Annotated in this window: 24 protein-coding genes and 1 tRNA gene; 11 read left to right on the top strand and 14 right to left on the bottom strand. The window is 67.6% G+C overall.

Going from position 1 to position 26,000, the window contains the following annotated elements; genetic code table 11:
* Positions 1–74: 74 nt before the first annotated feature.
* The 3 genes from KZX46_RS15185 to mce all read right to left on the bottom strand — a co-directional run bounded on the left by KZX46_RS15185 (position 75) and on the right by mce (position 2,191).
* Positions 75–683 carry a GNAT family N-acetyltransferase gene (locus KZX46_RS15185; RefSeq protein ID WP_226895985.1) on the bottom strand — a complete coding sequence of 203 codons (609 nt, stop codon included), beginning with the start codon at positions 681–683 and terminating at the stop codon, positions 75–77.
* Positions 684–746: 63 nt separating this feature from the next.
* On the bottom strand, positions 747–1,778 hold the full coding sequence (locus tag KZX46_RS15180; protein ID WP_219774680.1) for an alpha/beta fold hydrolase: 1,032 nt from the start codon (positions 1,776–1,778) through the stop codon (positions 747–749).
* The gene (mce, locus tag KZX46_RS15175) at positions 1,775–2,191 is read right to left on the bottom strand and encodes a methylmalonyl-CoA epimerase (protein WP_219774679.1); all 417 of its coding nucleotides are present in this window, start codon (positions 2,189–2,191) and stop codon (positions 1,775–1,777) included. Before mce ends, KZX46_RS15180 begins: the two co-directional genes overlap by 4 nt.
* Positions 2,192–2,277: 86 nt before the next feature.
* On the opposite strand from mce, the gene KZX46_RS15170 reads away from it, so the two are divergent.
* From KZX46_RS15170 to KZX46_RS15155, 4 genes are all read left to right on the top strand, one after another.
* Positions 2,278–3,678 (top strand): M28 family peptidase, encoded by a 1,401-nt coding sequence (locus KZX46_RS15170; protein ID WP_219774678.1) that lies wholly within the window; start codon positions 2,278–2,280, stop codon positions 3,676–3,678.
* A 63-nt stretch (positions 3,679–3,741) separates the two neighbouring features.
* Positions 3,742–5,871: an XrtA/PEP-CTERM system histidine kinase PrsK gene (gene prsK / locus KZX46_RS15165; RefSeq protein WP_216707635.1), complete on the top strand. Its 2,130-nt coding sequence runs from the start codon at positions 3,742–3,744 to the stop codon at positions 5,869–5,871.
* The gene (gene prsR, locus KZX46_RS15160) at positions 5,868–7,226 is read left to right on the top strand and encodes a PEP-CTERM-box response regulator transcription factor (RefSeq protein WP_370647459.1); all 1,359 of its coding nucleotides are present in this window, start codon (positions 5,868–5,870) and stop codon (positions 7,224–7,226) included. The genes prsK and prsR overlap by 4 nt, the downstream gene beginning before the upstream one ends.
* 52 nt (positions 7,227–7,278) lie before the next feature.
* A tRNA-Pro gene (locus KZX46_RS15155) sits at positions 7,279–7,355 on the top strand.
* Positions 7,356–7,384: 29 nt separating this feature from the next.
* On the opposite strand, the gene KZX46_RS15150 is transcribed toward KZX46_RS15155, so the two are convergent.
* Both KZX46_RS15150 and argC read right to left on the bottom strand, forming a co-directional pair.
* Positions 7,385–7,957, bottom strand: a complete 573-nt coding sequence (locus tag KZX46_RS15150; RefSeq protein WP_216707634.1) for a GNAT family N-acetyltransferase — start codon at positions 7,955–7,957, stop codon at positions 7,385–7,387.
* 16 nt (positions 7,958–7,973) lie between these two features.
* A complete protein-coding gene (gene argC / locus KZX46_RS15145) occupies positions 7,974–9,002 on the bottom strand; it encodes an N-acetyl-gamma-glutamyl-phosphate reductase (RefSeq protein WP_219774677.1) in 1,029 nt (342 codons plus the stop codon).
* A 68-nt stretch (positions 9,003–9,070) separates the two neighbouring features.
* Here argC and KZX46_RS15140 point away from each other — a divergent pair, with 68 nt between their 5' ends.
* The gene (locus KZX46_RS15140; protein ID WP_219774676.1) at positions 9,071–9,502 is read left to right on the top strand and encodes a lysozyme inhibitor LprI family protein; all 432 of its coding nucleotides are present in this window, start codon (positions 9,071–9,073) and stop codon (positions 9,500–9,502) included.
* Here KZX46_RS15140 and KZX46_RS23320 read toward each other — a convergent pair.
* From KZX46_RS23320 to KZX46_RS15125, 3 genes are all read right to left on the bottom strand, one after another.
* Complete coding sequence (locus tag KZX46_RS23320) at positions 9,499–10,275, bottom strand: energy transducer TonB (protein ID WP_219774675.1); 777 nt, start codon at positions 10,273–10,275, stop codon at positions 9,499–9,501. The two genes, KZX46_RS15140 and KZX46_RS23320, sit on opposite strands and share 4 nt — an antisense overlap.
* Before the next feature lie 244 nt (positions 10,276–10,519).
* A complete protein-coding gene (gene hemB, locus KZX46_RS15130) occupies positions 10,520–11,512 on the bottom strand; it encodes a porphobilinogen synthase (RefSeq protein ID WP_219774674.1) in 993 nt (330 codons plus the stop codon).
* 67 nt (positions 11,513–11,579) lie between these two features.
* Positions 11,580–12,104, bottom strand: a complete 525-nt coding sequence (locus KZX46_RS15125; RefSeq protein ID WP_226895984.1) for a PEPxxWA-CTERM sorting domain-containing protein — start codon at positions 12,102–12,104, stop codon at positions 11,580–11,582.
* A gap of 209 nt (positions 12,105–12,313) precedes the next feature.
* Here KZX46_RS15125 and murI point away from each other — a divergent pair, with 209 nt between their 5' ends.
* From murI to KZX46_RS15110, 3 genes are read left to right on the top strand one after another with little or no spacing between them, the layout of a single operon-like run.
* The gene (gene murI / locus KZX46_RS15120; RefSeq protein ID WP_219774673.1) at positions 12,314–13,138 is read left to right on the top strand and encodes a glutamate racemase; all 825 of its coding nucleotides are present in this window, start codon (positions 12,314–12,316) and stop codon (positions 13,136–13,138) included.
* Positions 13,139–13,147: 9 nt separating this feature from the next.
* The gene (locus KZX46_RS15115; RefSeq protein WP_219774672.1) at positions 13,148–13,600 is read left to right on the top strand and encodes a PaaI family thioesterase; all 453 of its coding nucleotides are present in this window, start codon (positions 13,148–13,150) and stop codon (positions 13,598–13,600) included.
* On the top strand, positions 13,597–14,658 hold the full coding sequence (locus KZX46_RS15110) for an enoyl-CoA hydratase/isomerase family protein (RefSeq protein ID WP_219774671.1): 1,062 nt from the start codon (positions 13,597–13,599) through the stop codon (positions 14,656–14,658). The genes KZX46_RS15115 and KZX46_RS15110 overlap by 4 nt, the downstream gene beginning before the upstream one ends.
* On the opposite strand, the gene KZX46_RS15105 is transcribed toward KZX46_RS15110, so the two are convergent.
* Both KZX46_RS15105 and KZX46_RS15100 read right to left on the bottom strand, forming a co-directional pair.
* On the bottom strand, positions 14,655–15,944 hold the full coding sequence (locus KZX46_RS15105; protein WP_219774670.1) for a CyaA/EF/ExoY family adenylyl cyclase toxin: 1,290 nt from the start codon (positions 15,942–15,944) through the stop codon (positions 14,655–14,657). The genes KZX46_RS15110 and KZX46_RS15105 overlap by 4 nt on opposite strands.
* A gap of 175 nt (positions 15,945–16,119) precedes the next feature.
* Positions 16,120–19,470 carry a glycosyltransferase gene (locus tag KZX46_RS15100; RefSeq protein WP_219774669.1) on the bottom strand — a complete coding sequence of 1,117 codons (3,351 nt, stop codon included), beginning with the start codon at positions 19,468–19,470 and terminating at the stop codon, positions 16,120–16,122.
* A gap of 166 nt (positions 19,471–19,636) precedes the next feature.
* Between KZX46_RS15100 and KZX46_RS15095 the strand changes: the two genes are divergently transcribed.
* Positions 19,637–20,035 carry a DUF3597 family protein gene (locus KZX46_RS15095; RefSeq protein ID WP_219774668.1) on the top strand — a complete coding sequence of 133 codons (399 nt, stop codon included), beginning with the start codon at positions 19,637–19,639 and terminating at the stop codon, positions 20,033–20,035.
* Between the two features lie 73 nt (positions 20,036–20,108).
* On the opposite strand, the gene KZX46_RS15090 is transcribed toward KZX46_RS15095, so the two are convergent.
* Complete coding sequence (locus tag KZX46_RS15090; RefSeq protein WP_216707623.1) at positions 20,109–20,489, bottom strand: CsbD family protein; 381 nt, start codon at positions 20,487–20,489, stop codon at positions 20,109–20,111.
* Between the two features lie 103 nt (positions 20,490–20,592).
* Positions 20,593–21,015, bottom strand: a complete 423-nt coding sequence (gene arfB, locus KZX46_RS15085; RefSeq protein ID WP_219774667.1) for an alternative ribosome rescue aminoacyl-tRNA hydrolase ArfB — start codon at positions 21,013–21,015, stop codon at positions 20,593–20,595.
* A 49-nt stretch (positions 21,016–21,064) separates the two neighbouring features.
* Between arfB and KZX46_RS15080 the strand changes: the two genes are divergently transcribed.
* Positions 21,065–21,697 (top strand): glutathione S-transferase family protein, encoded by a 633-nt coding sequence (locus KZX46_RS15080; RefSeq protein ID WP_219774666.1) that lies wholly within the window; start codon positions 21,065–21,067, stop codon positions 21,695–21,697.
* Here the strand turns inward: KZX46_RS15080 and KZX46_RS15075 are convergent.
* The gene (locus tag KZX46_RS15075; protein WP_219774665.1) at positions 21,694–22,590 is read right to left on the bottom strand and encodes an EamA family transporter; all 897 of its coding nucleotides are present in this window, start codon (positions 22,588–22,590) and stop codon (positions 21,694–21,696) included. The two genes, KZX46_RS15080 and KZX46_RS15075, sit on opposite strands and share 4 nt — an antisense overlap.
* On the bottom strand, positions 22,587–23,801 hold the full coding sequence (locus tag KZX46_RS15070) for a multidrug effflux MFS transporter (protein ID WP_226895983.1): 1,215 nt from the start codon (positions 23,799–23,801) through the stop codon (positions 22,587–22,589). The genes KZX46_RS15075 and KZX46_RS15070 overlap by 4 nt, the downstream gene beginning before the upstream one ends.
* 82 nt (positions 23,802–23,883) lie before the next feature.
* On the opposite strand from KZX46_RS15070, the gene KZX46_RS15065 reads away from it, so the two are divergent.
* Positions 23,884–25,920 carry a 3-hydroxyacyl-CoA dehydrogenase NAD-binding domain-containing protein gene (locus KZX46_RS15065; protein WP_219774664.1) on the top strand — a complete coding sequence of 679 codons (2,037 nt, stop codon included), beginning with the start codon at positions 23,884–23,886 and terminating at the stop codon, positions 25,918–25,920.
* The last annotated feature ends 80 nt before the right edge of the window (positions 25,921–26,000 follow it).

Here is a 26,000-nt window from a genome sequence, read left to right as displayed (position 1 = left end):
GTTGCGAAACGGCCTATAGTCGGCGGCGGCGCTTTGAACGAGTCGGGTCGATGTCGCGGCTCAACCCTGCAGCATTACGCACTCATCCCCGGAGCCGCGAGCGCCGAGGCGTTGACCGCGCGGACGGTGGCGATCTTCGGCAGGACGATCGATCCGGTCTGGCGGAGGAGCAGCCGGTGCCGGTCGACAGGGCCCGGCAGCTGCCAGTCCCCGGTGGCGGCGGCGTCGAAGCCGAACGGCCCGTAATAGCTCGCGTCGCCGATCAACAGGATCGGATCGAAGCCATGCGCGTCGGCGACCGCAAGCGACGCCGCAAGCAATCTCCGCCCAAGCCCGAGCGTGCGGGCGTCTGCCGCCACCGCGACCGGGCCAAGCAGAGTCAGCGGTGTCACGGCGTCGCCGGTGACGAGTTCGATCGGCCAGTATTGGATCGACCCGAGAAGCCGCCCGCCGTCGCGCGCAACTAGGCTGACCCCGGCGATCGGCTCGGCCCCTGCGCGGAGGAGCGACGCGGTACGGGCGTGGCGGCCGGGGCCGAAGGCGGCGTCGAGCAGCGAGTCGATGTCGGGCGTGTCAGCGGTGGTAGCGGCGGAGATATCCATTGGGGTGCGAAGCGCCGGAGGGAGATCGATCGCCGGATCGGGCCGGGCCTGCCTTCCCTCCCCTTCCGAGGGGAGGGGCACGTTGCTGGCGTCCTGCACTCCGACGCCGGTCAGCGATAAAATGTCCGTCTGCGTCATCCTCACCTAACGCGCCAACGCCGCCTTGAGCGCCGGCGCGACGAGCGGCATCCACACGCTCGGCTCGCCCAGCGTCGCATGCCCGCTCGTCGCCGCCGATGCTGGCACCGTGATCCGGGTGAAGCGCGCGGGCAGCGGCGGGCGCTCGGCCACCGGATAGAGGATGTCGTCGGCGAAGTTGAGTTCGACGACCTTGGCCGTCACCCGCTCGATCCCGGCGGCAGGGGAATAATTCCGCACGGCGTCGAGCTGGAAGGCGAAATCGACCGAGTCGGGCGCACCGTCCAGCCGCGCGTCGATCAGATGCTGCAGGGTCGGCGCATCAGGGGCGAGCTTGGTCAGGAGCGCCGCGGGGACGGTGGCAACGAGGATGATTCCCGTCGCAACCCGCGCTCCGCTGCCACCCGGAAGCGGGCTGACGAGCAGGGCGTCGCGCGCGGCGAGCCGCCAGACAAGGTTGCGCCCGGCGACGGCAGTCGGCCATCCGCCCATCGCGACGAGCGTGTCGATCTCGTTCGGGTACGCCTCTGCCCACGTCCAGCCGAGCATCGCCCCCATCGACGTGCCGACAACCGCGCGGACCTTGGTCACCTTGAGTTCGGCGAGGACCGTGCGGACGCCCTTGACCATGTCGCCATAGTCGTAATGTGGAAAATTGACCCCGAGACTGTCGCTCGGCTTGGTCGACGAGCCGATGCCGATCGTGTCGGGAAGGATGACATAGGTCCGCGTAATGTCGAATGGCGCACCCGGTCCGAATAACAGCGCCGCTTTCGGGCCGAGGAACGCCGCCCCCGAGCCGCCGGTGCCGTGGAGCAGGACGACGGCGTTGTCGATGCTGCCATCGGATCCCTTATGCGGGCTGCCGAGCGTCCGGTAGCCGAGCTTGAGCGGGGCCGACCGCCCGCCGGAAAAATCGAATTGGCGGACACGGAGATGCTCGACGGGGACGCTCGCGGGAACGGTGAAGTCGACCGGCGCCGCGGCGATCACGATCGGGGCCAGCGCCACGACCACGGCGATCAGGGCGCGTTTCAATGAACCGGCTCCGCCATCAGCTCGACCAGCACCCCGCCCATGTCGCGCGGGTGGACGAAGATCACCGGCACGCCGTGGGCACCGATCCGCGGCTCGCCAGTGCCGAGTACGGTTGCACCCTTCGCGCGCATTGCATCGCGTGCGGCGATGATGTCGGGCACTTCGAAGCACACGTGATGCTGACCGCCAGCAGGGTTCTTGGCGAGGAAACCGTGGATCGGCGAGGCATCGCCATAAGGCTCGATCAGCTCGATCTGGCTATTCGGCAGGTCGACGAAACAGACCCAGACGCCCTGTTCGGGGAGCGCGAACCGCTCACCGATTCGCGTCGCGCCGAGCAGATCGCGATAGACCGCGATGCTCTTTTCGATCGACGGCGTCGCGATGCCGACATGGTTGAGGCGTCCGATCATCGCTGGCTCCCAAGGCGCAACGCACGATAGCTTGCCTTTATCGCGCTGCAATGCGGTAAGTCGCGCTGGTTAGCGAGAGGTAAGCGATGCGAGCTTTGGCGGCGGCACTGGTTGCGATGACGGCGGTCCCGGCGGCGGCAGCCGACCCGATGGCAGCGGCGGCGATGCTCCGCGACCGCGCGCTGATAGCGAACCCGGCATATTCGATCGTTGCCGGGCTAACGACCGAGATCGGGCCACGCCTCGCGGCGACGCCCCCCGAAGCGCGGGCACGCGACTGGGTCGCGGCGCGGATGACCGCGCTCGGCCTGACCAATGTCCACATCCAGACCTACGCCGTCCCGCATTGGGAGCGCGGGATCGAAACCGCCACGACGATCGGGACGAACCCGCAGCGGCTGGTCCTGACCGCGCTCGGTGCGAGCGGCGCAACTCCGGTGGCGGGGATCGACGCCGACGTCGTTCGGTTCGCGGACCTCGACGCGCTCAGGGCGGCACCGGCAGGCAGCCTGACCGGCAAGATCGTCTACATCGACCATGCGATGAAGGCCGCGCAGGACGGGTCGAGCTACGGCGCCTTTAATGCGATTCGAACCGCCGGGCCGGCGATCGCAGCAAGCAAAGGCGCTGCCGCCTATCTCCACCGCTCGCTCGCGACCGGACCGGCGCGGCTGCCGCATACCGGCGTGACGCGTTGGCCCGATGGCGTAACCCCAATCGCCGCCGCCGCGCTCAGCGTCCCCGATGCGATGCAGTTGACGCGGATGATCGCGAGCGGCCCGGTCCGCCTCCACCTCGTGCTGACACCGAAGCGCTTTGCCCCCGGCGTCTCGGGCAACGTCATCGGCGAGATCACCGGGACCGAGCTGCCGCACGAGGTCGTCCTCGTCGGCGGGCACCTCGACAGCTGGGATCTCGGCACCGGCGCGATCGACGACGCCGCAGGCGTGGCGATCACGCTCGCCGCCGCGAACACGATCGTTGCCGCGATTAAGGACGGCACCCTGCCCCCGCCGCGACGGACAATCCGCGTCGTCGCGTTCGGCGACGAGGAGAGCGCGGGCCCGTTGGGCGGGGCGACCTACCTCACGGGCTATCCCGCCGATACCGTCGTCGTCACCGCCGAATCTGATTTCGGTGCCGATCGCGTCTGGTCGCTGCGGGCAAAGACCGGCAACCCCACCGCAGTCGCCGCACTGGCACGGGTACTCGCCCCGCTCGGCATCGCCGCGTCGCCGCTGCCCGCGCAAGGCGGAACCGACGTCGAGGCGGCGGGCGAGGCTGGCGCGGCAGTGGTCGACCTCGCGCAGGACGGCACGCGATATTTCGACCTCCACCACAGCGCCGACGACACGCTCGACAAGATCGATCCGGCGCAGATGACGCAGAACGTCGCGGCGTGGTCGGCGATGCTGTGGTGGGCGGCGAACACCAGCGGCGAGCTTCGCCCCAAGCCCGGTGGTGCTGCCCCGGCCGGTGCCCCGTGATCGCCGCGACTGGCCCAATCGTTGAAATCCCGTTAAACGCAGCCGCGGGTTAGGGGAAACGCGGTGCAGCTGACCGACGTCGGCATCATCAGTCATTTGATTGCGTGCGTCGGCTTCAGCGCGCTCGCGCTGAGCGTGCTGATGCGCCCGCAGCGCGACGGTGCCAGCAGCTGGCTCGTCATCGCCGCGCTGGTCACCGCCGCATGGGCGGGCGACTTCGTCCTGTCGGCGCGGCTCGGCGGCGGGTATGCGCTGCTGCTCTCGCCGATGGAGACGTTGCGCACCGCGTCGTGGATCGGCTTCCTCGTCGCACTGCTGCGGACGTCGTGGGCGCTCGACGACCGGCTGAGCTCGTCATTCATCATCGCTAGCGCGATCGGCTTCGTCACTGCGATGCAGTTCGGCCTCGATTTCGTCGACATCGTCGGTAGCCACGGCGGGTCGCTGCATGCACGCCCGGTTATCGCCGCGCTCTTCGTCGTCGGACGGCTGACCGTCGCGATCAGCGGCCTCGTCCTGATCCACAACCTGTACGTCAACGCCGAACCCGGCAGCCGCATCGGCATCCGCTTGCTGTGCATCGGGCTGGCGGGGTTCTTCGTCTACGACCTCAACCTCTACACGCTGCGTTTCCTGCTCGGCAGCATGTCGTCCGACCTGTTCAATATCCGCGGCGCGGTCGATGCGATCGTCGTGCCGCTCCTGTTGCTGTCGGCGCGACAGGCGTGGGTCGCCCGGGTCCAGGTGTCGCGGCAGGTCGTATTCCATACGATGTCGATGTCGATCATCGGCGGGTATCTGATCATCATGGCGCTGACCGCCTACGGCCTGCGGCTCGTCGGCGGCGACTGGGGGCGGCTGCTCCAGATCACCTTCCTTTTCGCGACGATCATCCTTGGGTCGACCGTCTTCGTCCTGCCGCGCTACCGGGCGATGCTGCGGATCCAGATTTCGAAGCATTTCTTCGCCTACCGCTATGATTACCGGACCGAGTGGCTGCGCTTCATCCAGACCGTGTCGGGGGTCGATGCCGACAAGGGCCGCCTGCCCGAGCGCGTTGTCGAGGCGGTGTGCACCGTCGTCGATTCGCCCGGCGGAGCGCTGTTCGCTCCCGGCGACGACGGCAAGTTCGATGTCCTGGCGCAGTGGCACTACAAGGGCTTCGTGCCGAGCGCGGTCGCGGTCGATGGCGACCTGGCGACGTTCCTGACGGTCCGCCAGCGGATCGTCGATCTCGACGAATTGCGCGATGGTGAGGGCGATTATGACGGCCTCGTCCTCCCGCCCTGGGCAGCGGGCGACCGGCGCGCGTGGCTGATCGTGCCGTTGCTTTATCTCGACTCGCTCAAGGGCTTTATCGTCGTCGAGCGGACCGTCGTTGCGCGGACTCTCAACTGGGAAGATTTCGAGCTATTGCGGACGCTTGGCCGCCAGTCGGCGAGCTATATCGCCGAGGCCTCGACCCAGGCAGAACTCGACGAGGCCGGCAAGTTCGACGAGTTCAATCGCCGTTTCGCCTTCATCATGCACGACATCAAGAACCTCGTCAGCCAGCTCAGCCTCGTCGCGCGCAACGCCGAGCGCCATGCTGACAACCCGGCGTTCCGCGCCGACATGGTCGCGACGCTCCAGGGGTCGGTCGGCAAGATGAACGATTTGCTCGCCCGCCTCGCCCAGCGCACGTCGGGTCGCGCCGAACATGGCGAGGCGGTCGACCTCGCGCTCCTCCTTGCCGAGATCGTTTCGGTCAAATCGCGCCAGCACGCGGCGCTCGAGCTTGCGCAGGCGCGCGAACAGCTGTTCGTCACCGCCGACCCGGTTCGCCTCGAGCAGCTGTTCGGCCACCTGATCCAGAACGCGATCGAGGCAAGCCAGCCCGGTGCGGCGATCCAGGTCGACCTGCGGCAAGATGCGGCGACGGCGGTGATCGAGATTGCCGACCACGGCTCGGGCATGTCGCCGGCCTTTGTCCGCAACGAGCTGTTCAAGCCGTTCCGTTCGACCAAGGCGGGCGGTTTCGGCATCGGGGCTTATGAGGCGCGCGAGCTCGTCCGCGCCGCTGGCGGCCGCCTCGATGTCACGAGCCGCGAGGGCGAAGGGAGCATTTTCACCATCCGACTGCCCCTCGCGCTGTTGATCGCGGCGTCGCAATCGCGGACAGGGGTCGAGAGCCCGATGAGGATAAGTGCTTGAATAGTCCGATTGCGTCACGGAAATTACTGGTGGTCGAGGACGACGAGGGGCTGCAGCGGCAATTACGCTGGAGCTATGAGGATTATGACGTCGTTACCGCCGGCGATCGCGCCACCGCGCTCGACGCGGTCGAGGAACATTCGCCCGCCGTCGTTACGCTCGACCTCGGCCTGCCGCCCGATCCCGACGGCACCAGCGAGGGTTTCGCCACGCTTGACGCGATCCTCCGGATCAAGCCCGGGACGAAGGTGATCGTCGCCTCCGGGCATGGTGCCCGGGCGAGCGGCCTCCGCGCGATCGCGAGCGGGGCGTTCGATTTCTACGCAAAGCCGATCGACATCGACGAGCTCGGCATGATCGTCCGGCGCGCGTATCACGTCCACGACCTCGAGGCCGAAAACCGGCGGCTGACCGCGGCACAGGCCGGCGGCGACGTTCTCGGCGGCATCATCACCGGCGCTCCCGAGATGCTCAAGGTCGCGCGAATGATCGAGCGCGTCGCCACCGCCGACGTCACTGTGATGCTGCTCGGCGCGAGCGGAACCGGCAAAGAACTGCTCGCGCGCGGCCTTCACGAGGCGAGCCTGCGCAAGGGCAAGCCGTTCGTCGCCATCAACTGCGCCGCGATCCCCGAGAACCTGCTCGAATCCGAACTCTTCGGCTATGAAAAGGGCGCGTACACCGGCGCCGCCAAGACCACCGAGGGGAAGATCGAGCTCGCCGAGGGCGGCACCTTGTTCCTCGACGAGATCGGCGACGTGCCGCTCCCGCTCCAGGTCAAACTGCTCCGCTTCCTCCAGGAGCGCGTGATCGAGCGGATTGGCGGACGACGCGCGATCCCGGTCGATGTCCGCATCGTCTGCGCGACCCACCAGGACCTCGAGGCGATGATCATCGCCGGGCGTTTCCGCGAGGACCTCTACTACCGCCTCGCCGAGATCATCGTCCGCATCCCGTCGCTCGCCGCGCGCCACGGCGACGCGACATTGCTCGCGCACCACTTCCTCGCCAAGTTCGGGCGCGAGCACGGGCGGACGTTCAAGGGCTTCACCCCTGCCGCGCTGACCGCGCTCAACGACTGGCACTGGCCGGGCAACGTCCGCGAGCTCGAGAACAAGCTCAAGCGCGCGGTGATCATGGCCGAAAATCCGCTCCTCGACGCCGCCGATCTCGATCTTGGCGGCAAGGACGTGGCGTCGCTCAATCTCAAGCTGGTCCGCGAAGACGCCGACCGCAAGGCGATCCGCCTCGCGCTTGCACGGACCGAGGGCAATCTGTCGACGACGAGCAAGCTCCTCGGCATCAGTCGCCCGACGCTGTACGACCTGCTCAAGCAGTATGCGATCGAGTCGTAAGCGTCACCGCGCTTGCGCTTCCCTCCACGGCCCCCTAAACCGCGCCTTCGGTCGGAGCGTGGCGCAGCCTGGTAGCGCACTTCGCTGGGGGTGAAGGGGTCGCAGGTTCGAATCCTGTCGCTCCGACCAGTCTTCCCTTCACTATCTCCCCTCCCCGCTCACTCGTGCGGCGCGTCGATCGAATAAACGATGTGGCGGAGGAGCGGGTGGCCGTCGGGCAGTTCGGGGTGGTCGAAGTCGAGATCCTCGCGGCGAACCATGCCGAGCCGCTCCATCAGCCCCCACGACCGCGTGTTGCGCGGCACCGTCATCGCCACCACCGACGTCAGCTCGCGCTCGACGAAGGCGACGTGCAGCGCCGCGCGCGCGGCTTCGAGCGCATAGCCCATGCCCCAGTCGTTGCGGCCGAGCCGCCAGCCAATCTCGAACTCGCCGTGGATCGGGCTGCTGATCGTCACCGGCTGAATTCCGGTGAAGCCGATGAAGCGGTTGGTCGACAACGTCTCGATCGCCCAGAAGCCGAGGCCGGTGGCTTTGATCGCCGCGCTCTGGCGGGTGATGATCGCGTCGCTCTCGTTGCGGAACAGCAACGCCGGGAAATGCGCCATCACCCGCGGATCGGCGTTCATCGCCGCGAACGGCGCATGATCCGCATCGTCCCACTGACGGAGACGCAGGCGCGCGGTGACGAGGCGGCCTTTGGTGTCACGGACGGGCGGGGCTTCGATCATGGCACCATCGCTTCGCTTAGGGGAACAGGGGGGCGGCACTCAATCCGGCAGTTTCGGGCAAGCCGAGCATGACGTTCATGTTCTGGATCGCCTGCCCCGACGATCCCTTCACGAGATTGTCGATCGCGACGATGACGATCACGCGTCCGGGTATGCGGTCGGCGAAGACGTTGAGCACGACATGGTTCGACCCGCGCACCATCCGCGTCGCCGGGCCGACGCCTTCGGGGAGGAGATGGACGAATGCTTCGGCCGCATACCGCTTGTCGAGTGCGGCGCGGAGGTCGGCGACGGGGTGCGCGGTCTCGACGATCATCGTGACCAACTCGCCGCGGTTCATCGGGATCAGATGCGGGGTAAAGCTGATCATCACCGGCGACGCGGCGCGCAGCGATAGCTCCTGCTCGATCTCGGGCATGTGGCGATGGCGGCCGATCGCGTACGGCGCGACCGCCTCCGCGACTTCCGCAAACAGATTGGCCTCCTTGAGCGACCGCCCTGCCCCGCTCACCCCCGACAGCGCGTTGACGGTGATCCGCTCGGGCGAAATCAGGTCCATCAGCGGCAGCAGGCCGAGCAGGACTGCGGTCGGGTAACAGCCCGGGCAGGCGACGATATCGGCTCCCGGCAGGTCGTCGCGGGCGAACTCGGTCAGGCCGTACAGTGCACCCGGCAGCAGATCGGGGGCGGGATGCGCGTTGCCGTACCAGTCGGCATAGGTCGCCGCGTCCTTCAGCCGAAAATCCGCCGACAGGTCGACGATCCGCGGCCCGCTGATCCCGCTCAGCAACTCGGCCGAGGCCGCGTGCGGCAGGCAGCCGAAGACGACGTCGACCCCGGCGAGATCGACATCCTCGGCCTTGACCAATCGGGGCAGCGCCGGGAACATCGCGAAGTGCGGCCAGACCTCGGCCATCGATTGGCCGGCCTTGGCGTTTGCCGACAGCGCGGCGATCTCGATATTCGGATGCGATAGCGCCAGACGTACGAGATCGGCCCCGGTGTATCCCGAGGCCCCGAGCACGGCGATGCTGACTTTCGACATGGTGTCGGGTTAAGCCACGCTTCAGCCGGTCGCAAGCACGATGCGGCCGCCGACAGGAGATGTGACCGATGCTGCTTCTTGCCCTGACCGTCTTCAGCACCCTAGGCACCCGGCCGCCGGTGACCGTTCCGCGCTGCCAGACGGCGGCGACCACCGTCGCGTTCGACCAATGCCTCGGCCGTGAGCGCGATACATCACTCCGCACCCTCGAACGCTACCGGCTTGCCGCCCGGGCGAGGATTGCCCGCGAGAACCCCGAGAACGGCCGCCTGCTCGGCGACTTCGACGCGGCGCAGACGGCGTGGGTCGCCTACGAGAAGGCCGAGTGCGGCGCGGTGTACACGCTATGGCAGAGCGGCACGATCCGCGGCGCGATGAGCCTGCGCTGCGAACTTCGCCTGACGCAGCTCCGGACGCACCAGCTGTGGTCGACGTGGCTCGTCGACGAGAACGGCCCCGCCCCCCAGCTGCCCGAGCCGGTCGTCGAGGCGGGCTCCTAACGCGGAGGCCGGTCGTTCGGCGGACCGTCGTCGTCGGGCTCGTTTGGCGGCGGGCCGAGCCGCCAGTGGTGGTCGTCGAACTGGACCTCGCTGACCTTGCGGCCGCTCGCGTCGCGGGCCGGGCGGTAGCGAAAGCGCTCCATGACGAGGCGGCACGTCGTCGAGTCGAGCAGCGCGCTCCCGCTCGACCTGACGATACGGCAGTCGGTGATCCGCCCGTCGGGGCTGATGACGTAGCGCGTCGTCAGGTCGCCCTGGATACCGGCGTCGCGGGCTTCACGGGGATAGTCGCGGTCGCGGATATCGCCGCGCAGGTATTCGGCATGCGATCCACCGCCGCCGTCGCCGGTGCCGCTCGACCCGCTGCCGGTGCCGGTTCCCTGCCCGCCGCTTCCCGATCCTGGGCCGGGGACGGGAGCGGCACCGGCGCTTGGGTCGGCTCCTATTCCCGGCAGCGGCGCGGCGATGATCAGCGGCGGGCGCTCGATCTTGATCGCGGGAGGCGGTGCTACGACCGGGGTCGCGCGTGCCCGAAGCGCGGGGGGTGCAGCGGCGGCGCGCGGCCGCGGTGCGCGGGCATGCTGGGGCACTGGCCGGGGCTTCGGCGGCGGCGGCGCGACGGGTTCAGGCGGCACGTCGAACACCTTCAGCGTCTCAGCAAGGCGCGGCACCGGCGCGACCCCGAGCCCGACGATCAGCGCGTAGCCGAGCAGAAGCTGGAGCGCGACCGCAAGCGTCGCGGGGATGATCCGGTCGGAGTTGAAGGCGGGCATAATACGAAGGTAACGCCCGATGGCGCGGTTCGTCGCGCGACGGGTGCTTCAGGGTTAGCAACTCGCTGCCGGACCGGTGTCAGGAATTAACCAGCTCCGTCACGGAAGTCCACGAAGTCCACACGAAAGCGGGTACGATTCAGCCCCTTATGAGCCGGATTGGTACTTTCGACCGGCAGGCTTATCCATCGCTTTAGGAGCCCGATCGTAACCGAGCGACTCGCTCGATTTGAGGTCGACGGCGCTACCCGAGCAGCCGCGCGACATCGCGCGCGAAGTAGGTCAGCACCCCCGAGCATCCCGCGCGCTTGAACGCGGTCAGCGTCTCGATCATCGCCTTGTCACGGTCGAGGACGCCAGCGGCGACCGCCGCCTCCATCATCGCGTATTCGCCACTGACTTGATACGCGAAGACAGGGACCTCGAAACGGTCCTTCACGCGACGCACGATGTCGAGATAGGGCAGGCCGGGCTTGACCATGACGCTGTCGGCGCCCTCCGCAAGGTCGAGCGCGACTTCACGCATCGCCTCGTCGGAATTGGCGAAGTCCATCTGGTAGGTCTTCTTGTCGCCCTTGAGGTAGCCCCCCGACCCGACCGCATCGCGGAACGGACCGTAGAACGCACTCGCGTATTTCGCCGCATAGGCCATGATCTGGACGTCGTGGAAGCCTTCGGCCTCGAGCGCGTCGCGGATCGCGCCGACCCGCCCGTCCATCATGTCCGACGGCGCGATGATGTCGGCCCCGGCGCGCGCCAGCGTCAGCGCCTGCCCGACGAGGACTTCGACCGAGGTGTCGTTGACGATCCGGTGCTGGGCATCGAGCAGCCCGTCGTGGCCGTGGCTGGTGTACGGATCGAGCGCGACATCGGTCAGGACGCCGATCGCGGCGCCCGAATCCCTGATCGCCTTGACGGCCCGGCACATCAGATTGTCGGGGTTGAGCGCCTCGGCTCCGTCGTCGCTGCGCGCGCTCGCGGGGGTGTTCGGGAACAGCGCGAGGCACGGGATGCCGAGCGCCGCGGCCTCGCGCGCCGCCGCGCCGATCAGGTCGACCGAGAGGCGATCGACCCCCGGCATTGTCCGTACCGGCTCGCGATTGTTGGTGCCGTCGGTGACGAACAGCGGCCAGATCAGGTCGGCGGGCGACAGGGTCGTCTCGGCAACCATCGCGCGCGACCAGGCATAGGCGCGGCTGCGGCGGGGACGAAGGGCGGGATAGCGGGCATGGGTCATATCGGACGATTAGCGCGCGCCGAGTGGCGTGTCCAAGGGTCAGGCTGAGTGAGCCGCCGTGTCGCTTTCAGACCGTTGTCATGCGCCAATCATACCCTTCGCCGAGCCGTCGCCGCCGCACTGCCACTCCGACCAGACCGAAGCCGGCGACAAGGAATGCCCACGACGACGGTTCGGGGGTCGAACTCGCGATCGAGTCGGGTTGCCATGTGCCGCCCCACATTGCCGGACTCTCGCCGAAATCGAAGCTCCAGCTGTGGTTCGAAATCGTGTGGCCATCGGGATCGCCGAGATGGCTGAGAAAAAAGCCGGTCGGGTGGCCGTGGACGAAATCGACCGATCCCGCCGTATATTCGTTCGCCGGGTCGAGGGATGAGGCTTCGTCGGCCGTGCTTACCGTCCAGTCGAACGACGAATAGACGTCGGAAATCATCATCGGGGTCATCGTGTAGGTACCGGTGAACGAGTTGGACGGCGCGGGAGGATAACCGTCCGCCGGGTCGCCGGCCGCTGTGCCGAGATGGATGTCGACGTCGACAACGACCGCCTTGCCGATGGCAGGACCGAACTGGCCCGAGGCAGGATCGGACACCTAATAGGTCACGACGCCCGTACCGTGAAACGACAGGTCGGGGATCGCCGCGGTCACAGGCGCTGCTGCGATGGCAACGAGTGCTGCGCCGATCACAAAAATGTGCATCGCGGGATCCGATTCGAGCCTGCCCGAATTGGTACGTCTGCAAAGACCATTGCGCAAGCGGTACGGTTGCGGCAGCGGGACGCGCGGGTTATCCGAAGGCAATGACCGCTCCCCTGCTTGTCTTCGATTCGGGTGTCGGCGGCCTGTCGGTTCTCGCGCCGATCCGCGCGCTATTGCCGGGCGTTCCAGTCGTTTACGCCGCCGACAACGCGGGCTTTCCCTACGGCACCAAGACCGAGGCCGAGATTGCAAGCCGAGTTCCGGCGCTGCTCGGGCGGCTGGTCGAGCGCTACCGCCCCCGGCTCGTGGTCATCGCGTGCAACACCGCCTCGACAATCGCGCTCGCCCCCGTCCGCGCCGCACTCGACCTTCCCGTCGTTGGCACTGTTCCCGCGATCAAGCCCGCCGCCGAGGCGAGCCGCAGCCGCGTCATTGGCGTGCTTGGCACGGCGGCGACGGTCCGCCAGCCGTACGTCGACCGGCTGTCGGCCGAGTTCGCCGCCGATTGCCGCGTCCTGCGCTACGGGTCGGGCGTCCTTGTCGACCTTGCCGAGGCCAAGCTGCGCGGCATCGCCCCCGATCCGGCGGCGATCGCACGCGAACTCGCCGGGCTGCTCGACCAGCCCGATGGCGACAAGCTCGACACCGTGGCGCTCGCCTGCACCCATTTTCCGCTGCTCGCGGAGGAGCTTGCCGCCGCCTCCCCGCGCCCCCTGACCTTCGTCGATGGCGGGCGAGGGATTGCCCGCCGCGTCGCGTATCTGCTGTCGAACACGGCGCCGGTCTTGAGCTCCACCCCTGCGCAAGACCACCGAGCAGCGCCCCCCGCCAGCTCACGCGCCGTGTTCACCCGCCCCTCCCCCGACGTTGACGCGCTCCGCCCCGCGCTCCACAGCTACGGCCTCGACGAGATCGACTTCCTGTAAGGACCGGACGTGGCGCTGACCGATGCCGAACTCGTCGAGCGGATGAACCGCCGCACAGCGCCGACGTCGGCGCTGCTCGGGATGACGGTGCTTGCCGTCGACCAGGCGGCAGGGACGGTCCGACTCAGCTTCGCGCCCAAGCCCGAATTTTGTAACCCCATGGGCAATGTCCAGGGCGGTTTCATCGTCGCGATGCTCGACGACGCGGCGGCACTTGCGGCGATCGTCAAGGCGGGGACGCGGATCGGCATCCCGACGATCGAATTGAAGACGAGTTTCTTCGGCCCCGCCAAGCTCGGCGAGCCGCTGTATGCCGAGGGGCGCTGCATCAAGCTCGGCAAGCGGATCGCCTTCATGGAGGCCGACCTGACCGACGCGGGCGGGAATCTGCTCGCGCGGCTGACGACAAGCGCGGTGCCGCTGCAGATGGCGGGCCCGGCGAATTTGGTGGAGACGGCATGACCGACACGACGATCGACCCGATGACTGCTCCGGCTGCCGATGTGCTGATCGAACGGCGCGGGCGTGCGCTGTGGATCACGCTCAATCGCCCCGCAGCACTGAATTCGCTGACTCGCGCGATGTGCAACACGATCCAGGCGGTGCTTTACGACAGCATCGGCGATGCCGAAGTCGCGCTCGTCGTCATCGAGGGCGCGGGCGAACGTGCATTCTGCGCGGGCGGCGACGTCGTCGCGATGCATGCCGCCGGGCGCGTCGGCATCGAGGGCTGGCAGGCCTTCTTCCACGACGAATACCGGATGAACCAGACCATCGCGCGTTATCCCGATCCGTATGTCGCGATCCTCGACGGGATGACGATGGGCGGCGGCGTCGGCCTGTCGATCCACGGGCGCTTCCGCGTCGCTACCGAACGGACATTGTTCGCGATGCCCGAGACCGCGATCGGGCTGATCCCCGACGTCGGCGGGACGCATGCCCTGCCCCGCTTGCCCGGGCATATCGGGACGTGGCTCGCGCTGACCGGCGCGCGCCTGAAGGCGGCGGACTGTGTCTATGCCGGGATTGCGACGCATTACGTGCCCGTCGAACGGCTGGCTTTGCTCGGCGAATTGCTGTCGACCGGCGACGAACCCGTCGAGACGATCCTCGAAACGCTCAATGCCGACCCCGGCGAGCCGCCGCTGGCGATGCTGCGCGACGCGATCGACTACCACTTTGCGCACGACACGATCGAGGCGATCCTGGCGAGCCTTGCGACCGGCGACGACTGGGCGCTGTCGACCCACGCGACGATCGCGGCAATGTCGCCGACCTCGCTCAAACTGACGCTGCGCGCACTGCGCGACGGTGCGGACATCGAGGGCGCGCTCCGCACCGAGTACCGCGTCGTCAGCCACATCCAAGGGGGTCACGATTTCTACGAAGGTGTTCGCGCGGTCCTGATCGACAAGGACAAGTCGCCGAAATGGTCACCGGCCACGCTGGGGATGGTGACCGAAGCCCAGCTCGACCCCTATTTCGCCGAGCCCGCGAGTGGCGACCTGACCTTCGACTAGGCGTGCCCGGTATTGCGGATCGACATTTGCCACGCCCAGTGCTTCGGGACGAAGAAGCCGGCGGCATGGACGTCGGCGGCATAAGTCTTGAATTCGGCCATCCGCTCGATCGTGCAAACCGAGCCATATTTGCGTAGCGGGCTGATGCGAACCTTGCCGGGTTCCGCCGGATCGGGTTTGAGGTCGGCGAGCGCGCTCGGCGGATGGAACGCGGTGAGCGGAAAGCCCTCGCCGCCATCCATGTCGCGGCGGGTCAGCGCGCCGAACGCACCGTGGCGATGTGATTCGGCATTGTGGTGGACCCGTCGCAGCGCGGCGTTTGGGCCGATTGCACCCATGTCGATGTTGAGGGCATTGATCGCACGCAGGATGCGCGGCGTGAGGTTGCCCATGTCGCCGTGTTCCTGGAAGGCGACCCCGGTCTTGCCGTCGACCGGCAGCTTCGCCTGTTCCTTGATCTTGGCGATCTGGCCGGTGTGCAGCCGCATGTCGAGAACCTTGTCGAGCGCCGCGCCCGGCTTGTAGACCAGCCCATGCGGCGTGTGACCGGGGACCGGCTTGGCGAGAACGATCGCGTCCTTCGAGATTTCGACCGAGCTTCGCGCCATGTAATCGCCCCAACGCGGGCAGATCGCCATCAGGTCGTAGTCGCCGGTCATCGCCCGGTTGCCGGCACCGACTTCGGCCGAGACCATGACTTCGAGCGGCTCCAGCTTGGCGATCATCGCTGCGTCGAATTTGCCGGTCTTCATCCGGTCGACAAGCGTATCCCAATGCCCCCAGATCGGCCCGGCGGGCGGCAGCATGATGTCGTACTGGTTCCGGCCGGACTTTTTGCGGCCGATGAAATTGAACCGCATCCGGTCACCGCTGCGGAAGCAGCCGAGCAGGATGATCCCTTCCTCGGGAAACTCCTTGATTTCGAATACCGCAGTCCGGGGCGGCGATTCACACGTTTCGCTCAGCTGCATCTGAATCTCGGCGCGGGTCAGGCTGAGCTGTGCCTTGTCGGCAAAGCCCGACTTGATGCCGTCGTTGTTGAGCTTGGTCCCGGCTTCGGCCTTGCCCGCGTTATTGCCGACCTTGCTGTAGATGCCGAGGTGCGGGACGAACCCTGCCTGCGGGCCCCAGTCCGAGCTTTTTCCCTTCACGTGAAAATTCTTCGACGGGTAAGGCGGGGTCGAGCTGAGCCAGCGCTTCGACCACGGGCCGGTCGACCGAAATACGATGATCTCGTCGAGCGTCGCGGCGGTCTGCAGGCACGCCTCCATATCGCCGCGGGGCATCCCGTTCTCGGAATGTCCTACCGACGGACCGATACCTATCTGCATGCCATTCCCCCGAACGATAGTAGCCGGACGATGGACCTGCCGGGTGGCAGGGTCCAGCAATTGATTACGGCTGTTGACGGGGGCGCTGCAGGATCGATGGCGCGAGTTTTCAAGCCGCCGGTGCTGGCCCCTACTCCGCCGGCTTGACGCGCTCGTCGACGCGGCCCGAGCGCTCGAGCTTGCCCCACCCCACGCTCGGCCCGCGCAGCGCCGCGGTCAGCGCGCGGATGACGACGTAATACATGATCTGGCGGTAGCCGAAGCGCTGCGGCAGCATCAGCCATAGCAGCCGCCAGCGCTCGTTCGCCTCGAGTCCGAAGGCGACGACCCCGGCGAGAATGTCGATCGCGCCGAACGCGAGCCAGAACAACCCCATCCGCGCGACGTCGCTCTGCGTCGCCGCCCAACCGTGCGCCTCGACCGACAGATAGGTCGCGACGATGCTCGCGAGCAGCGCGAGGTCGATCAGCGGCGAGATCGCGGCGAAGACGACCTGGAACACGATCGCCTGCGGCAGGCCGATCCGCGCCAGCCCGCGCGGCTTGCCGGTGACGAAGATGCCGCGGTGTTTCCACAGGCACTGCAGCGTGCCGAACGCCCAGCGGTAGCGCTGGCGGGCGAGCGCGGCGAAGCTCTCGGGCGCCTCGGTCCACGCGATCGCGTCCTGATCGTACATCACCTTCCAGCCTGCGCGCTGGATCGCGATCGTCAGGTCTTGGTCCTCAGCGAGCGTGTCGGCCGGATAGCCGCCGACCGCGCGGATCGTGCTTGCGCGCCACGCACCAACTGCACCGGGGACGACGGTCATCGCGTCGAGCCGCGCCAGCGCACGGCGTTCGAGGTTTTGCGCGGTGATATATTCGAGCGCCTGCCAGCGCGTGACGAGGTTGACCCTGTTGCCGACCTTGGCATTGCCCGCAACCGCGCCGATCGCGGGATCGACGAACCAGCGCGCGAGCCGCGCGATCGTGTCGGGTTCGAACTGGGTATCGGCGTCGAGCGCGACGACGATGTCGCCGGTGGCGAGCCCTAGGCCGTGGTTGAGCGCACTCGCCTTGCCGCCGTTGACCAAAGTCAGCAACTGCACGCGGGGATCGTCGGCGAAGGCGGCGGTGACGATCGCGCTCGTCGCATCCTTCGACCCGTCGTCGAGGACGATGACTTCGAGCCGGACGTCGCGACTGGCGAGGACGCGGCGGACCGAGGCCTCGATCACCCGCGCTTCGTTGAACGCGGGGATCAGGACCGAGACGAAGCGATCGGGGTCGATCGGCGGACGGACGATCGCTGCCTCGAGCCGCGCCTGCCATAATGCCAGCGCCGAAAGCGTCAGCGCGCGCCCGATGCCGAGCGTGATCGCGATCCCGAACATCCATTTGAGCGCGAGGATGCTGAAGCCGAGAATGTCGAACAGCGCGAGGTCGGTCTGCGACGCGGCCAGGTCGTCGGCACTGAGCGCGGGCATGACCTGCGCCGACGTCAAGCCGATCAGCTGCGACACAGGCACGAAGCGGTAGCCGCGCGCGCGGAGGATATCGATGAGCTGCGGGAGCGCCGCGACGGTCTGCGCGCGGTCGCCGCCCGCGTCGTGGAGCAGGACGACGTTGCCGCTGCGGTCCTCGGTCGAATCCTCGACGCCTTCGATCGTTGACTGGACGATCGCATCGACGCCCGGACGCCGCCAGTCGCCCGGATCGACGTGGAGTCCGACGGTCAGATACCCAAGCTTCTGCGCGACGGTGACCGGATCGATTTCGTCCGCCGTGGTTGGCTCGGCGTCGCCGAAGTACGGCGCGCGGAACAGGCGCAGCGAGCGCCCGGTGAACGCCTGGAACAGCCGCTGGTTCGCGTTGAGTTCGAGCCGCGTCGTCCGGTCGCTCGCGGTGCCGAGGTTGGGGTGGGTGTAGGTGTGGTTGCCGATCTCGTGCCCCTCGGCGAGTTCTCGGCGAAGCAGCGCACGCTCGGGCAGCGCGTTCTCACCGATGACGAAGAAGGTCGCGGGGACGTTCTTCGCCTTGAGCACGTCGAGGATCTTCGGCGTCCAGTTTGGGTCGGGGCCATCGTCGAAGGTCAGCGCGACGAGCCCGGGACGGTAGCCGGCGCGCTCGATCGCATATGGCGTCGGCAGGCGGATGAAGCGCGTGTCGACGATGAGCCCGCGCGGATCGACAGTCACCTCGCGCTGGCCGGCGACCGGGGTCGCGCCGACGTGGAGGATTTCGCCGCTACCCTCGATGTCGACGTTGATCCCGGCGGGCATCGCCTCGATCGCGGCGGGTGAGACCGGCCCCGGATGGCCGCGTCCGAAAATCCGCCAGACCGACGGGTCCTCGGTGCCGAGCCGCCATAATGCGAAGGCATTCACGCCCAATGCGCGCACCGCCATCAACTGGTTATGAACGCTCGCGGCATCGAGCATCCACACCTGATGCGTCTCGCCGCCGCTGCCGTAGGAGTAGGTGACGTTGCCGCTCGCGGCGTCGAACCGCGGCATGACACTCGATTCGTGCGCGTTGAGCAACGCCTGCTCGACCGAGGTCGCATCAGCGCTGCCCGGCTTGCTCCAGTCATACGCGTAGCTGCCGAGCGCGACAACGACCTTGCCCGGGGGCAACCCGCGCAGGTCGTGGCGGATCGTTTCGACGAACCACGGCTGCGACGCGATCGGACCCGGATCGCCGTCGGGGTCGTGCTCGTCATAGGCCATAAGGAACATCCGGTCGACGATCGCGGCATAGACCTTGAGGTTCCACTCGGGATTGCCGACCGGAACCGCGATCGCCAGCCTCCAGCCATGCCGCGCGCAGCGGACCCGGGCTTCCTTGAGGAACGCGATATAATCGCGCTGCGCCGACTCGGGCAGGTTTTCGAAGTCGAAGAAGATGCCGTCGACCTTCTCGACGATGAAGCCCTGTTCGAGATTATCGAGCAACGCCTTGCGCTGCACCGGGGAGGCAAGCAGCCGTGCCATGCCGGGACCGTCCCATTCGCCCTGCAGCGCATTCTGGACCATCGGCAGGATCTTCGGCTTCGACGGGGCCGCAGCGATGATCGCGCGGCCGCGCAGATCGGGAAAGCGCGTGATGCGGTGGTCGGGCCCGGTGACCGACACCCACGCCGGGACGAGCCAGTCGAGATCGCCGATATGCCGGACGAGCGACGCGGCGCTGGCATCGTCCCACGGAGCGTGAAACCCGACCGCGAGCGGCGCGGCGGTATTCGGCCCTGCCTTCGCCAGCCACGACGCGCGCCGAAGCACCCGCCCTGCGTCGCGCCGGGTGTCGTGTGCAAGTTGACCAAGGTCGCGGACCGGCGGGCGTTCGACGGTGAATGGCAATGGCGCGCCGGCAGTTGCGGAGACGATCGAGGCGATGAACAGCCCCAGCGCCGCAATGATGAGCAGGACGAAGGCGACGAGCGCGACCCCAAAGCGCCGCCCGCGCCGCCCCGTCGGGTCGTGGAAGATCGCGCGCTCAACCATGAAATGTCGGGATCATCGGTACCATCAGCTTCGAAGCACCGCCTTAGCGCAACCGTCACGCGGGTGCGATAGGGTCCGACAGGCAGACGCAGGGGGTCGTGCGACGGACCCGCCACCGCTTGGCCGCGTTCGGCTACCGCCACCACGGCCCCTTAAGGAGATCGAGATGAGTTTATTCGGACGGATCATGGACAAGATTTTCCACCACCCCGCCGCTGCTGCTCCGGCTGCCGCTGCTCCGGCCACCGCCGCACCGACCGCTGCACCGGCGACCGCACCTGCGGCGGCGACCGCCGCGCCTGCCGCTGCACCCGTCGATGTCGAAGCGGTGCTGACCGAAATGGCGTCGCACGGTAACGGCGGGAACTGGCAGACGTCGATCGTCGACCTGCTCAAGCTGCTCGACCTCGATTCGAGCCTCGACGCGCGCAAGGGCCTCGCCCAGGAACTCAACGTCCATGCCGGTGCCGACGGCTCGGCCGAGGAAAACATCGCGCTGCACAAGGCGGTGATGAGCAAGCTCGCCGAAAATGGCGGCAAGGTGCCGGCGAGCATGCGCGACTGATCTGATATCAGGCGAATACGAAAAGGGCCGGGTCATCGCTGACCCGGCCCTTCACATTTCGCGTGATGCGCGATTAGCGGCGGCTGCTGACCAGCCAGCCGATCAGGACGCCGACGGCGATGCCACCGACGAGCGTGGCAATCGGCTGCTCCTGAACGGTGTTGCGGACGGCTTCGCTGCCCTTTTCGGCATACTGGCGGCCGGTCTCTTTCGCCTTCTGGACGTAGTCAGGCGCGTTGTCGGCCCAATCGTTGACCGCGTCCTTGGCCTTGCCGTACGCGTCCTGGACCTTCGCCTTGGCTTCGCCAAAAGCTTCCTGCGCCTTGCCCTTGGTCTCGTCGAAGGCACCCTCGGCCTGGGTCTTGGTGTCGCCGAACGCGCTGCCGACCGCGCCCTTGGCCTTGCCGCCGAACTCGTTCAGCGTGCCTTCGACCGTATCGCTGTTGATGGCCATGATGATTTCCTTTGCGGTTGGAACTCGAGCGGCCCAACCTTCCGGTCCGGCCCGCGCCCGCTCAACGGACATGCAATGAAATAGTTCATTCCGGAGCCGAAAGCTAATCGTCGCGATGCACCCGACCGCGCGCCGCCTTGATCCCCGACCGCACGCTTTTGCCGTCCAGCCGCCGTTCCTTCGACCCCGCGGTCGGTCGCGACGCGCGGCGCTTGACCGGTGCGACGGCGGCGGCGGCGATCAGCGCCACCAGACGCGCACGGGCGTCGGCGCGGTTGCGCTCCTGTTCGCGGAAGCGCTGCGCTGTCAGCACGAGCACCCCATCCTGTGTCATCCGGCTCCCGGCGAGCTTCATCAGCCGCACCGCCACCGCATCGGGCAGGTTGCGCGACCGCCGGACATCGAAGCGGATCTGCACCGCCGAGCTGACTTTGTTGACGTTCTGCCCCCCGGGCCCGCTCGCGCGGATGAAGCTTTCGTCGATCTCGTCGTCGTCGAGCGCGATTTCGGGGGTGACGGGGATCATGCCGACGCCCTACCCTATCCGCCGTCCAGCGTCACCGGAGCCCTTGCGCATGATCACCGTCCACCACCTCAACAACTCGCGGTCGCAGCGCATCCTCTGGCTCCTCGAGGAGCTCGGCACCGGCTACGACATCAAATTCTACACGCGCGACACGACGACCAACCTCGCGCCGCCCGAGCTGAAGGCGGTCCATCCGCTCGGCAAGTCGCCGGTGATCGAGGACGGTGACCTGAAGGTCGCCGAGTCGGGCGCGGTCACCGACTATCTGATCCGCACCTACGGCAATGGCGCGCTCGCCCCAGCGCCGGGGACGCCGCTCCATGAAGCCTATCTCGAATGGCTCCACTTCGCCGAGGGATCGGCGATGCTGCCGTTTATGCTCGCGCTGTACACCGGGCGGCTCGGCAACGCCGCCGCGCCATTGAAGCCGCGGATCGACGAGCAGGTCGGGAGCCACCTCGCCTTCTTCGATGCCGAGCTCGGTGACAACGAGTGGCTCGTCGGCAATGCGTTGTCGGGGGCCGACATCATGATGTCGTTCGTCGCCGAGATCGCCGCGACGCGCGGGCCGATCGCCGATTTCCCGCGTATCCTCGACTACGCCAAGCGCATCCAGGCGCGCCCGGCATGGCGCGCGGCGCTCGAGCGGGGCGGACCGTACGCCCTGACGCTCCCGGCTTAAGGTTCGGCGGTCAGCCACAGCCGGGTAAAGCGCGGCCACAACAGGTTGAGCGCGAGGCCGCTGAGGACAAGCGCGCCCGCGCCGAGCTTCCACAGCGGCAACGGCTCAGCGAGCCACCATGCGGCGGTGCCCATGCCAAAAACCGGCACGAGCATCGACCATGGAGCGACCGTCGCGGCCGGATAGCGCGTCAGCAGGAAGCCCCACGCGCCGTAGCCGAACATCGTGTTGCCGATCGCCTGCCAGACGATCGCGCCCCATGTCGTGGCGTCGGCGCGGGCGACCCCGGCGACGATGGCCGGCCAGCCCTCGATCGTCAGCGACAGCAGGAACAGCGGCGGCACCGCGAACAGGCTCGCCCAGACGACATAGGCGAGCATGTCGACGCCCACTGCGCGCCGTTGGACAAGGTTCCCGCAGCCCCACGCCAACGCGGCACCGAGAACCAGCGCGACGCCGGCGACCGTCGTCGTGCCGCCTGAATTCACGCCGATCACTGCGATGCCCGCTGCGGCGAGAACCAGCGCGACCACTTGGACCGCGCGCAGCCGCTCGCGGGTGAGGAGCAGGGCGAGGCCGATCGTGAAGAACACCTGGCTCTGGACGACGAGGCTGGCGAGCCCCGGCGAGATGCGGCCGCTCATCGCAATGAACAGCAGCCCGAACTGCCCCACCCCGATCAGGATGCCGTAGAGCGCGAGCTGGCCTATCGGCACCTTCGGCCGCCGCAGCAGGAACACGCCGGGAAACGCCGCGAAGGTGAAGCGCAGCGTCGCGAACAGCAGCGGCGGCAAATGCCCGAGCGCGAGCTTGATGACGACGAAGTTGGTCCCCCAGACCGCGACGACGCCGAGCGCAAGCAGCGTATGGCGCGGGGTCAGGGCATTGTTCATGCGTCGCTGACTTCGCCCCGGCGCGGCAAAGCGAGGCCGAACAACGCCGCCGCAGCTCCCGCAAGGCCGACCGCCATCACCGCCGCCATCGGCACCGCCGTCCCGTCGTGAAGCGTCCCCGATATCGCCGCGGCAAGCGCGCCAACGCCGAACGCCGACGCCCCCATCAGCGCCGAGGTCGCGCCGGCGCGCAGCGGATCGACGCTCAGCGCGCCGGCGCTCGCGTTCGACTGCACGAAGCCGTACGCCGTCAGCGTCGCGAACAGCAGCGCGACGATCACCATCGCGCCGAGCCCGAGCGCGGCGGCGGCCCACAGCAGCGCCCCCGCGACGACGCAGGCAATGCTCGACATCGCGAGGATACGGTCGGATTCGAAGCGATCGAGCAGCAGGCGATTGACCTGGCTCGCGCCGATAATGCCGACCGCGTTCAACCCAAACAGCCACGCGAATTGGGTCGGGGTGAAGCCGTAGGTCGAGATGAACAGGTCGGGACCGGCGGCGATATAGGTGAACAAAGTCGCCCCGTTGAGCGCCGCGGCGAGCAGATAGCCCACCAGCCGCCGCTGTTTCAGCAGGTCGACGAACGACATGACGATGCTCTCGCCGCGCGCCTGTTCCGCCGTCGCGACCGACCGGCTTTCGTCGAGGCGGAAAAAGACCGCCGTCCAGACCGCAGCGGCGAAAGCGGCGAGAACGAAAAAAATCGCTCGCCACGGCGCATAAGTGATCAGCGTCGCCCCGATCAGCGGCGCGACGAGCGGGACGACGCCGAACACGAGCATGATGAACGAGAAGATTCGCGCCGAATCCTGGTGGCTGTAACGGTCGCGGACGACGGCGCGGCCGACGACCATGCCGGTGCAGCTGCCGAGTGCCTGGAGGAAGCGGCCCGCCGTCAGCCAGACGATCGTCGGCGCGGCGGCGCAAAATAGCCCGGCGACGACGGCGATGCCGAAGCCGATGAGCAGGACCGGGCGGCGGCCCATGCGGTCGGACAACGGTCCCCACAGCAGCTGCCCCGCCGCCATGCCGATGAGATAGGTCGCGACGGTGTTCGCTACCGCCGCCGGCGACGCATGGAGCGCGCGGCCGATCGCAGGCAGGCTCGGGAGGTAAATGTCGATCGCCAGCGCGCCGACTGCCGACAGCGCGCCGAGCAGGACGATGCTGCCGACGGTCGGATGAGCAGCGGGTTGCGGTGAATGCATCGTTTGACTAGCCATGATGGGAGAACGCCGGATACCGGCATTTGCTGCGCTGCAACAGCGCCTTCTGGGGAGTTAGCGCGCCATGACCGCGATCAACACCGTTACTGACCTGACGATCGACGGCGATATCGGCGTCATTACGCTCGATTCGCCCCCGGTCAACGCGCTGTCGGCCGACGTTCGCGACGGTCTCGCCCACGGCTTCGCCGCCGCCATCGCCGATCCCGCGATAAAGGCGATCGTGCTGGTCTGCGCCGGACGAACCTTCATCGCCGGGGCCGATATTTCCGAATTCGGCAAGCCGCCGCGCGGTGCGGGCTTGCACGAGGTTCAGGCGACGATCGAGAATTGCCCGAAGCCCGTCGTCGCCGCGATCCACGGCACCGCGCTCGGCGGCGGGCTCGAGGTCGCGCTCGTCTGCCATTTCCGCGTCGCGGTCCTGTCGGCGAAGTTCGGCCTGCCCGAGGTCAAGCTCGGACTGCTTCCCGGAGCCGGCGGCACGCAACGCCTGCCGCGTCTCGTCGGCGCCAAGGCCGCACTCGACATGGTCACTACCGGCAAGCACATCGGCGCGAAAGCCGCCGCTGCCGGGGGGCTGATCGACGCGATCGTCGACGACCTGCGCGACGGCGCGATCCACTTCGCCCGGCGCGTCCTCAACGAAAACCTCCCGCTCAACCGCGTCCGCGACAAGCCGGTGCTCGGCGTCGAGGACGGGATGTTCGACGCGTATCGCAAGGCGAACGCCAAGGCGTTTCGCGGCTTCGACGCGCCCGAAGCCAACATCCAGTGCATCGAGGCGGCCGCGACCTTGCCGTTCGACGAGGGCATGGCGATCGAGCGCAAACTGTTCATGGGCCTGATGACCGGCCTGCAGTCGCGCGCGCAACGTTATGTTTTCTTTGCCGAACGCCAGGCGAACAAGATCGACGGGCTCGACCCCGACGCCCCGCTCCTGCCGGTCGCCAGCGTCGGCATCATCGGCGCGGGGACGATGGGCGGCGGCATCGCGATGAACTTCCTGAACGCCGGGGTGCCGGTGACGATCGTCGAGATGAAGCAGGAGGCGCTCGATCGTGGCGTCGCGACGATCCGCAAGAATTACGAGAATACCGCCGCCAAGGGCCGGATGACCAGCGACGACGTCGAGGCGCGGATGGGCCTGCTGACGCCGTCGCTCGACCTCGATTCGCTCAGCGCCGCCGACCTGATCATCGAGGCGGTGTTCGAGAACATGGCGGTCAAGAAGGAGGTGTTCGGCAAGCTCGACCGCCTTGCCAAGCCCGGCGCGATCCTGGCGTCGAACACCAGCTATCTCAACGTCGATGAGATCGCGGCATCGACGTCGCGCCCCGAATCGGTCGTCGGGCTCCACTTCTTCTCACCCGCCAACGTCATGCGGCTGCTCGAGGTTGTGCGCGGCGCGAAGACCGCCGGGCCGGTGCTCGCGACCGCGATGGCGACCGCGAAGAAGATCGGCAAGGTCGCGGTCGTCGCCGGGGTCTGCGACGGCTTCATCGGCAACCGCATGCTCAGCCAGCGCCAGCAACAGGCGATGGCGCTTATCGTCGAGGGGGCCCTCCCCGCCGACGTGGACCGCGTGCTGTTCGACTTCGGCTTCCCGATGGGACCCTTCCAGATGTCCGACCTCGCCGGGCTCGACATCGGCTGGAACGCCGAGACGTCGAAGGGCGTGACGATTCGCGACCGGCTGTGCGAGGCGGGGCTGCGCGGCCAGAAGAACGGCCACGGCTTCTACGACTATGACGCGCAGCGGAACCGCGTGCCGTCGCCGGTCGCCGAGAAGATCATCCTCGACTATGCCGCCGAACGCGGGGTCAACCGCCGCCACATCGACGACGCCGAAATCCTCGAACGCTGCCTCTACCCGATGGTCAACGAGGGCGCGAAGATCCTCGACGAGGGCATGGCGCAGCGCGCGAGCGACATCGATATCGTCTGGATCAACGGCTATGGCTGGCCGGTCTATCGCGGCGGGCCGATGTTTTGGGCCGACAGCGTCGGGCTCCCCGCGATCGTCGAGAAGCTCAAGAGCTACGGCATCGAGCCCGCGCCGCTGCTCGTCAAGCTGGCAGGCGAGGGCAAGGGCTTCAACTGAGCCCTGTCCTACACCGTGCATGACGGCGTATCATGCTGCCTCGACTCGCCGGGTTCGTTCCGGCGAAGATCTTTCTCATT

This window comes from Polymorphobacter sp. PAMC 29334 (genome assembly GCF_019431245.1).
GTDB classification, from domain to species: Bacteria; Pseudomonadota; Alphaproteobacteria; order Sphingomonadales; family Sphingomonadaceae; genus Polymorphobacter_B; species Polymorphobacter_B megasporae.
Note: the sequence above shows the minus strand (reverse complement) of the source record. Positions and strands in the feature narration are given on the sequence as shown.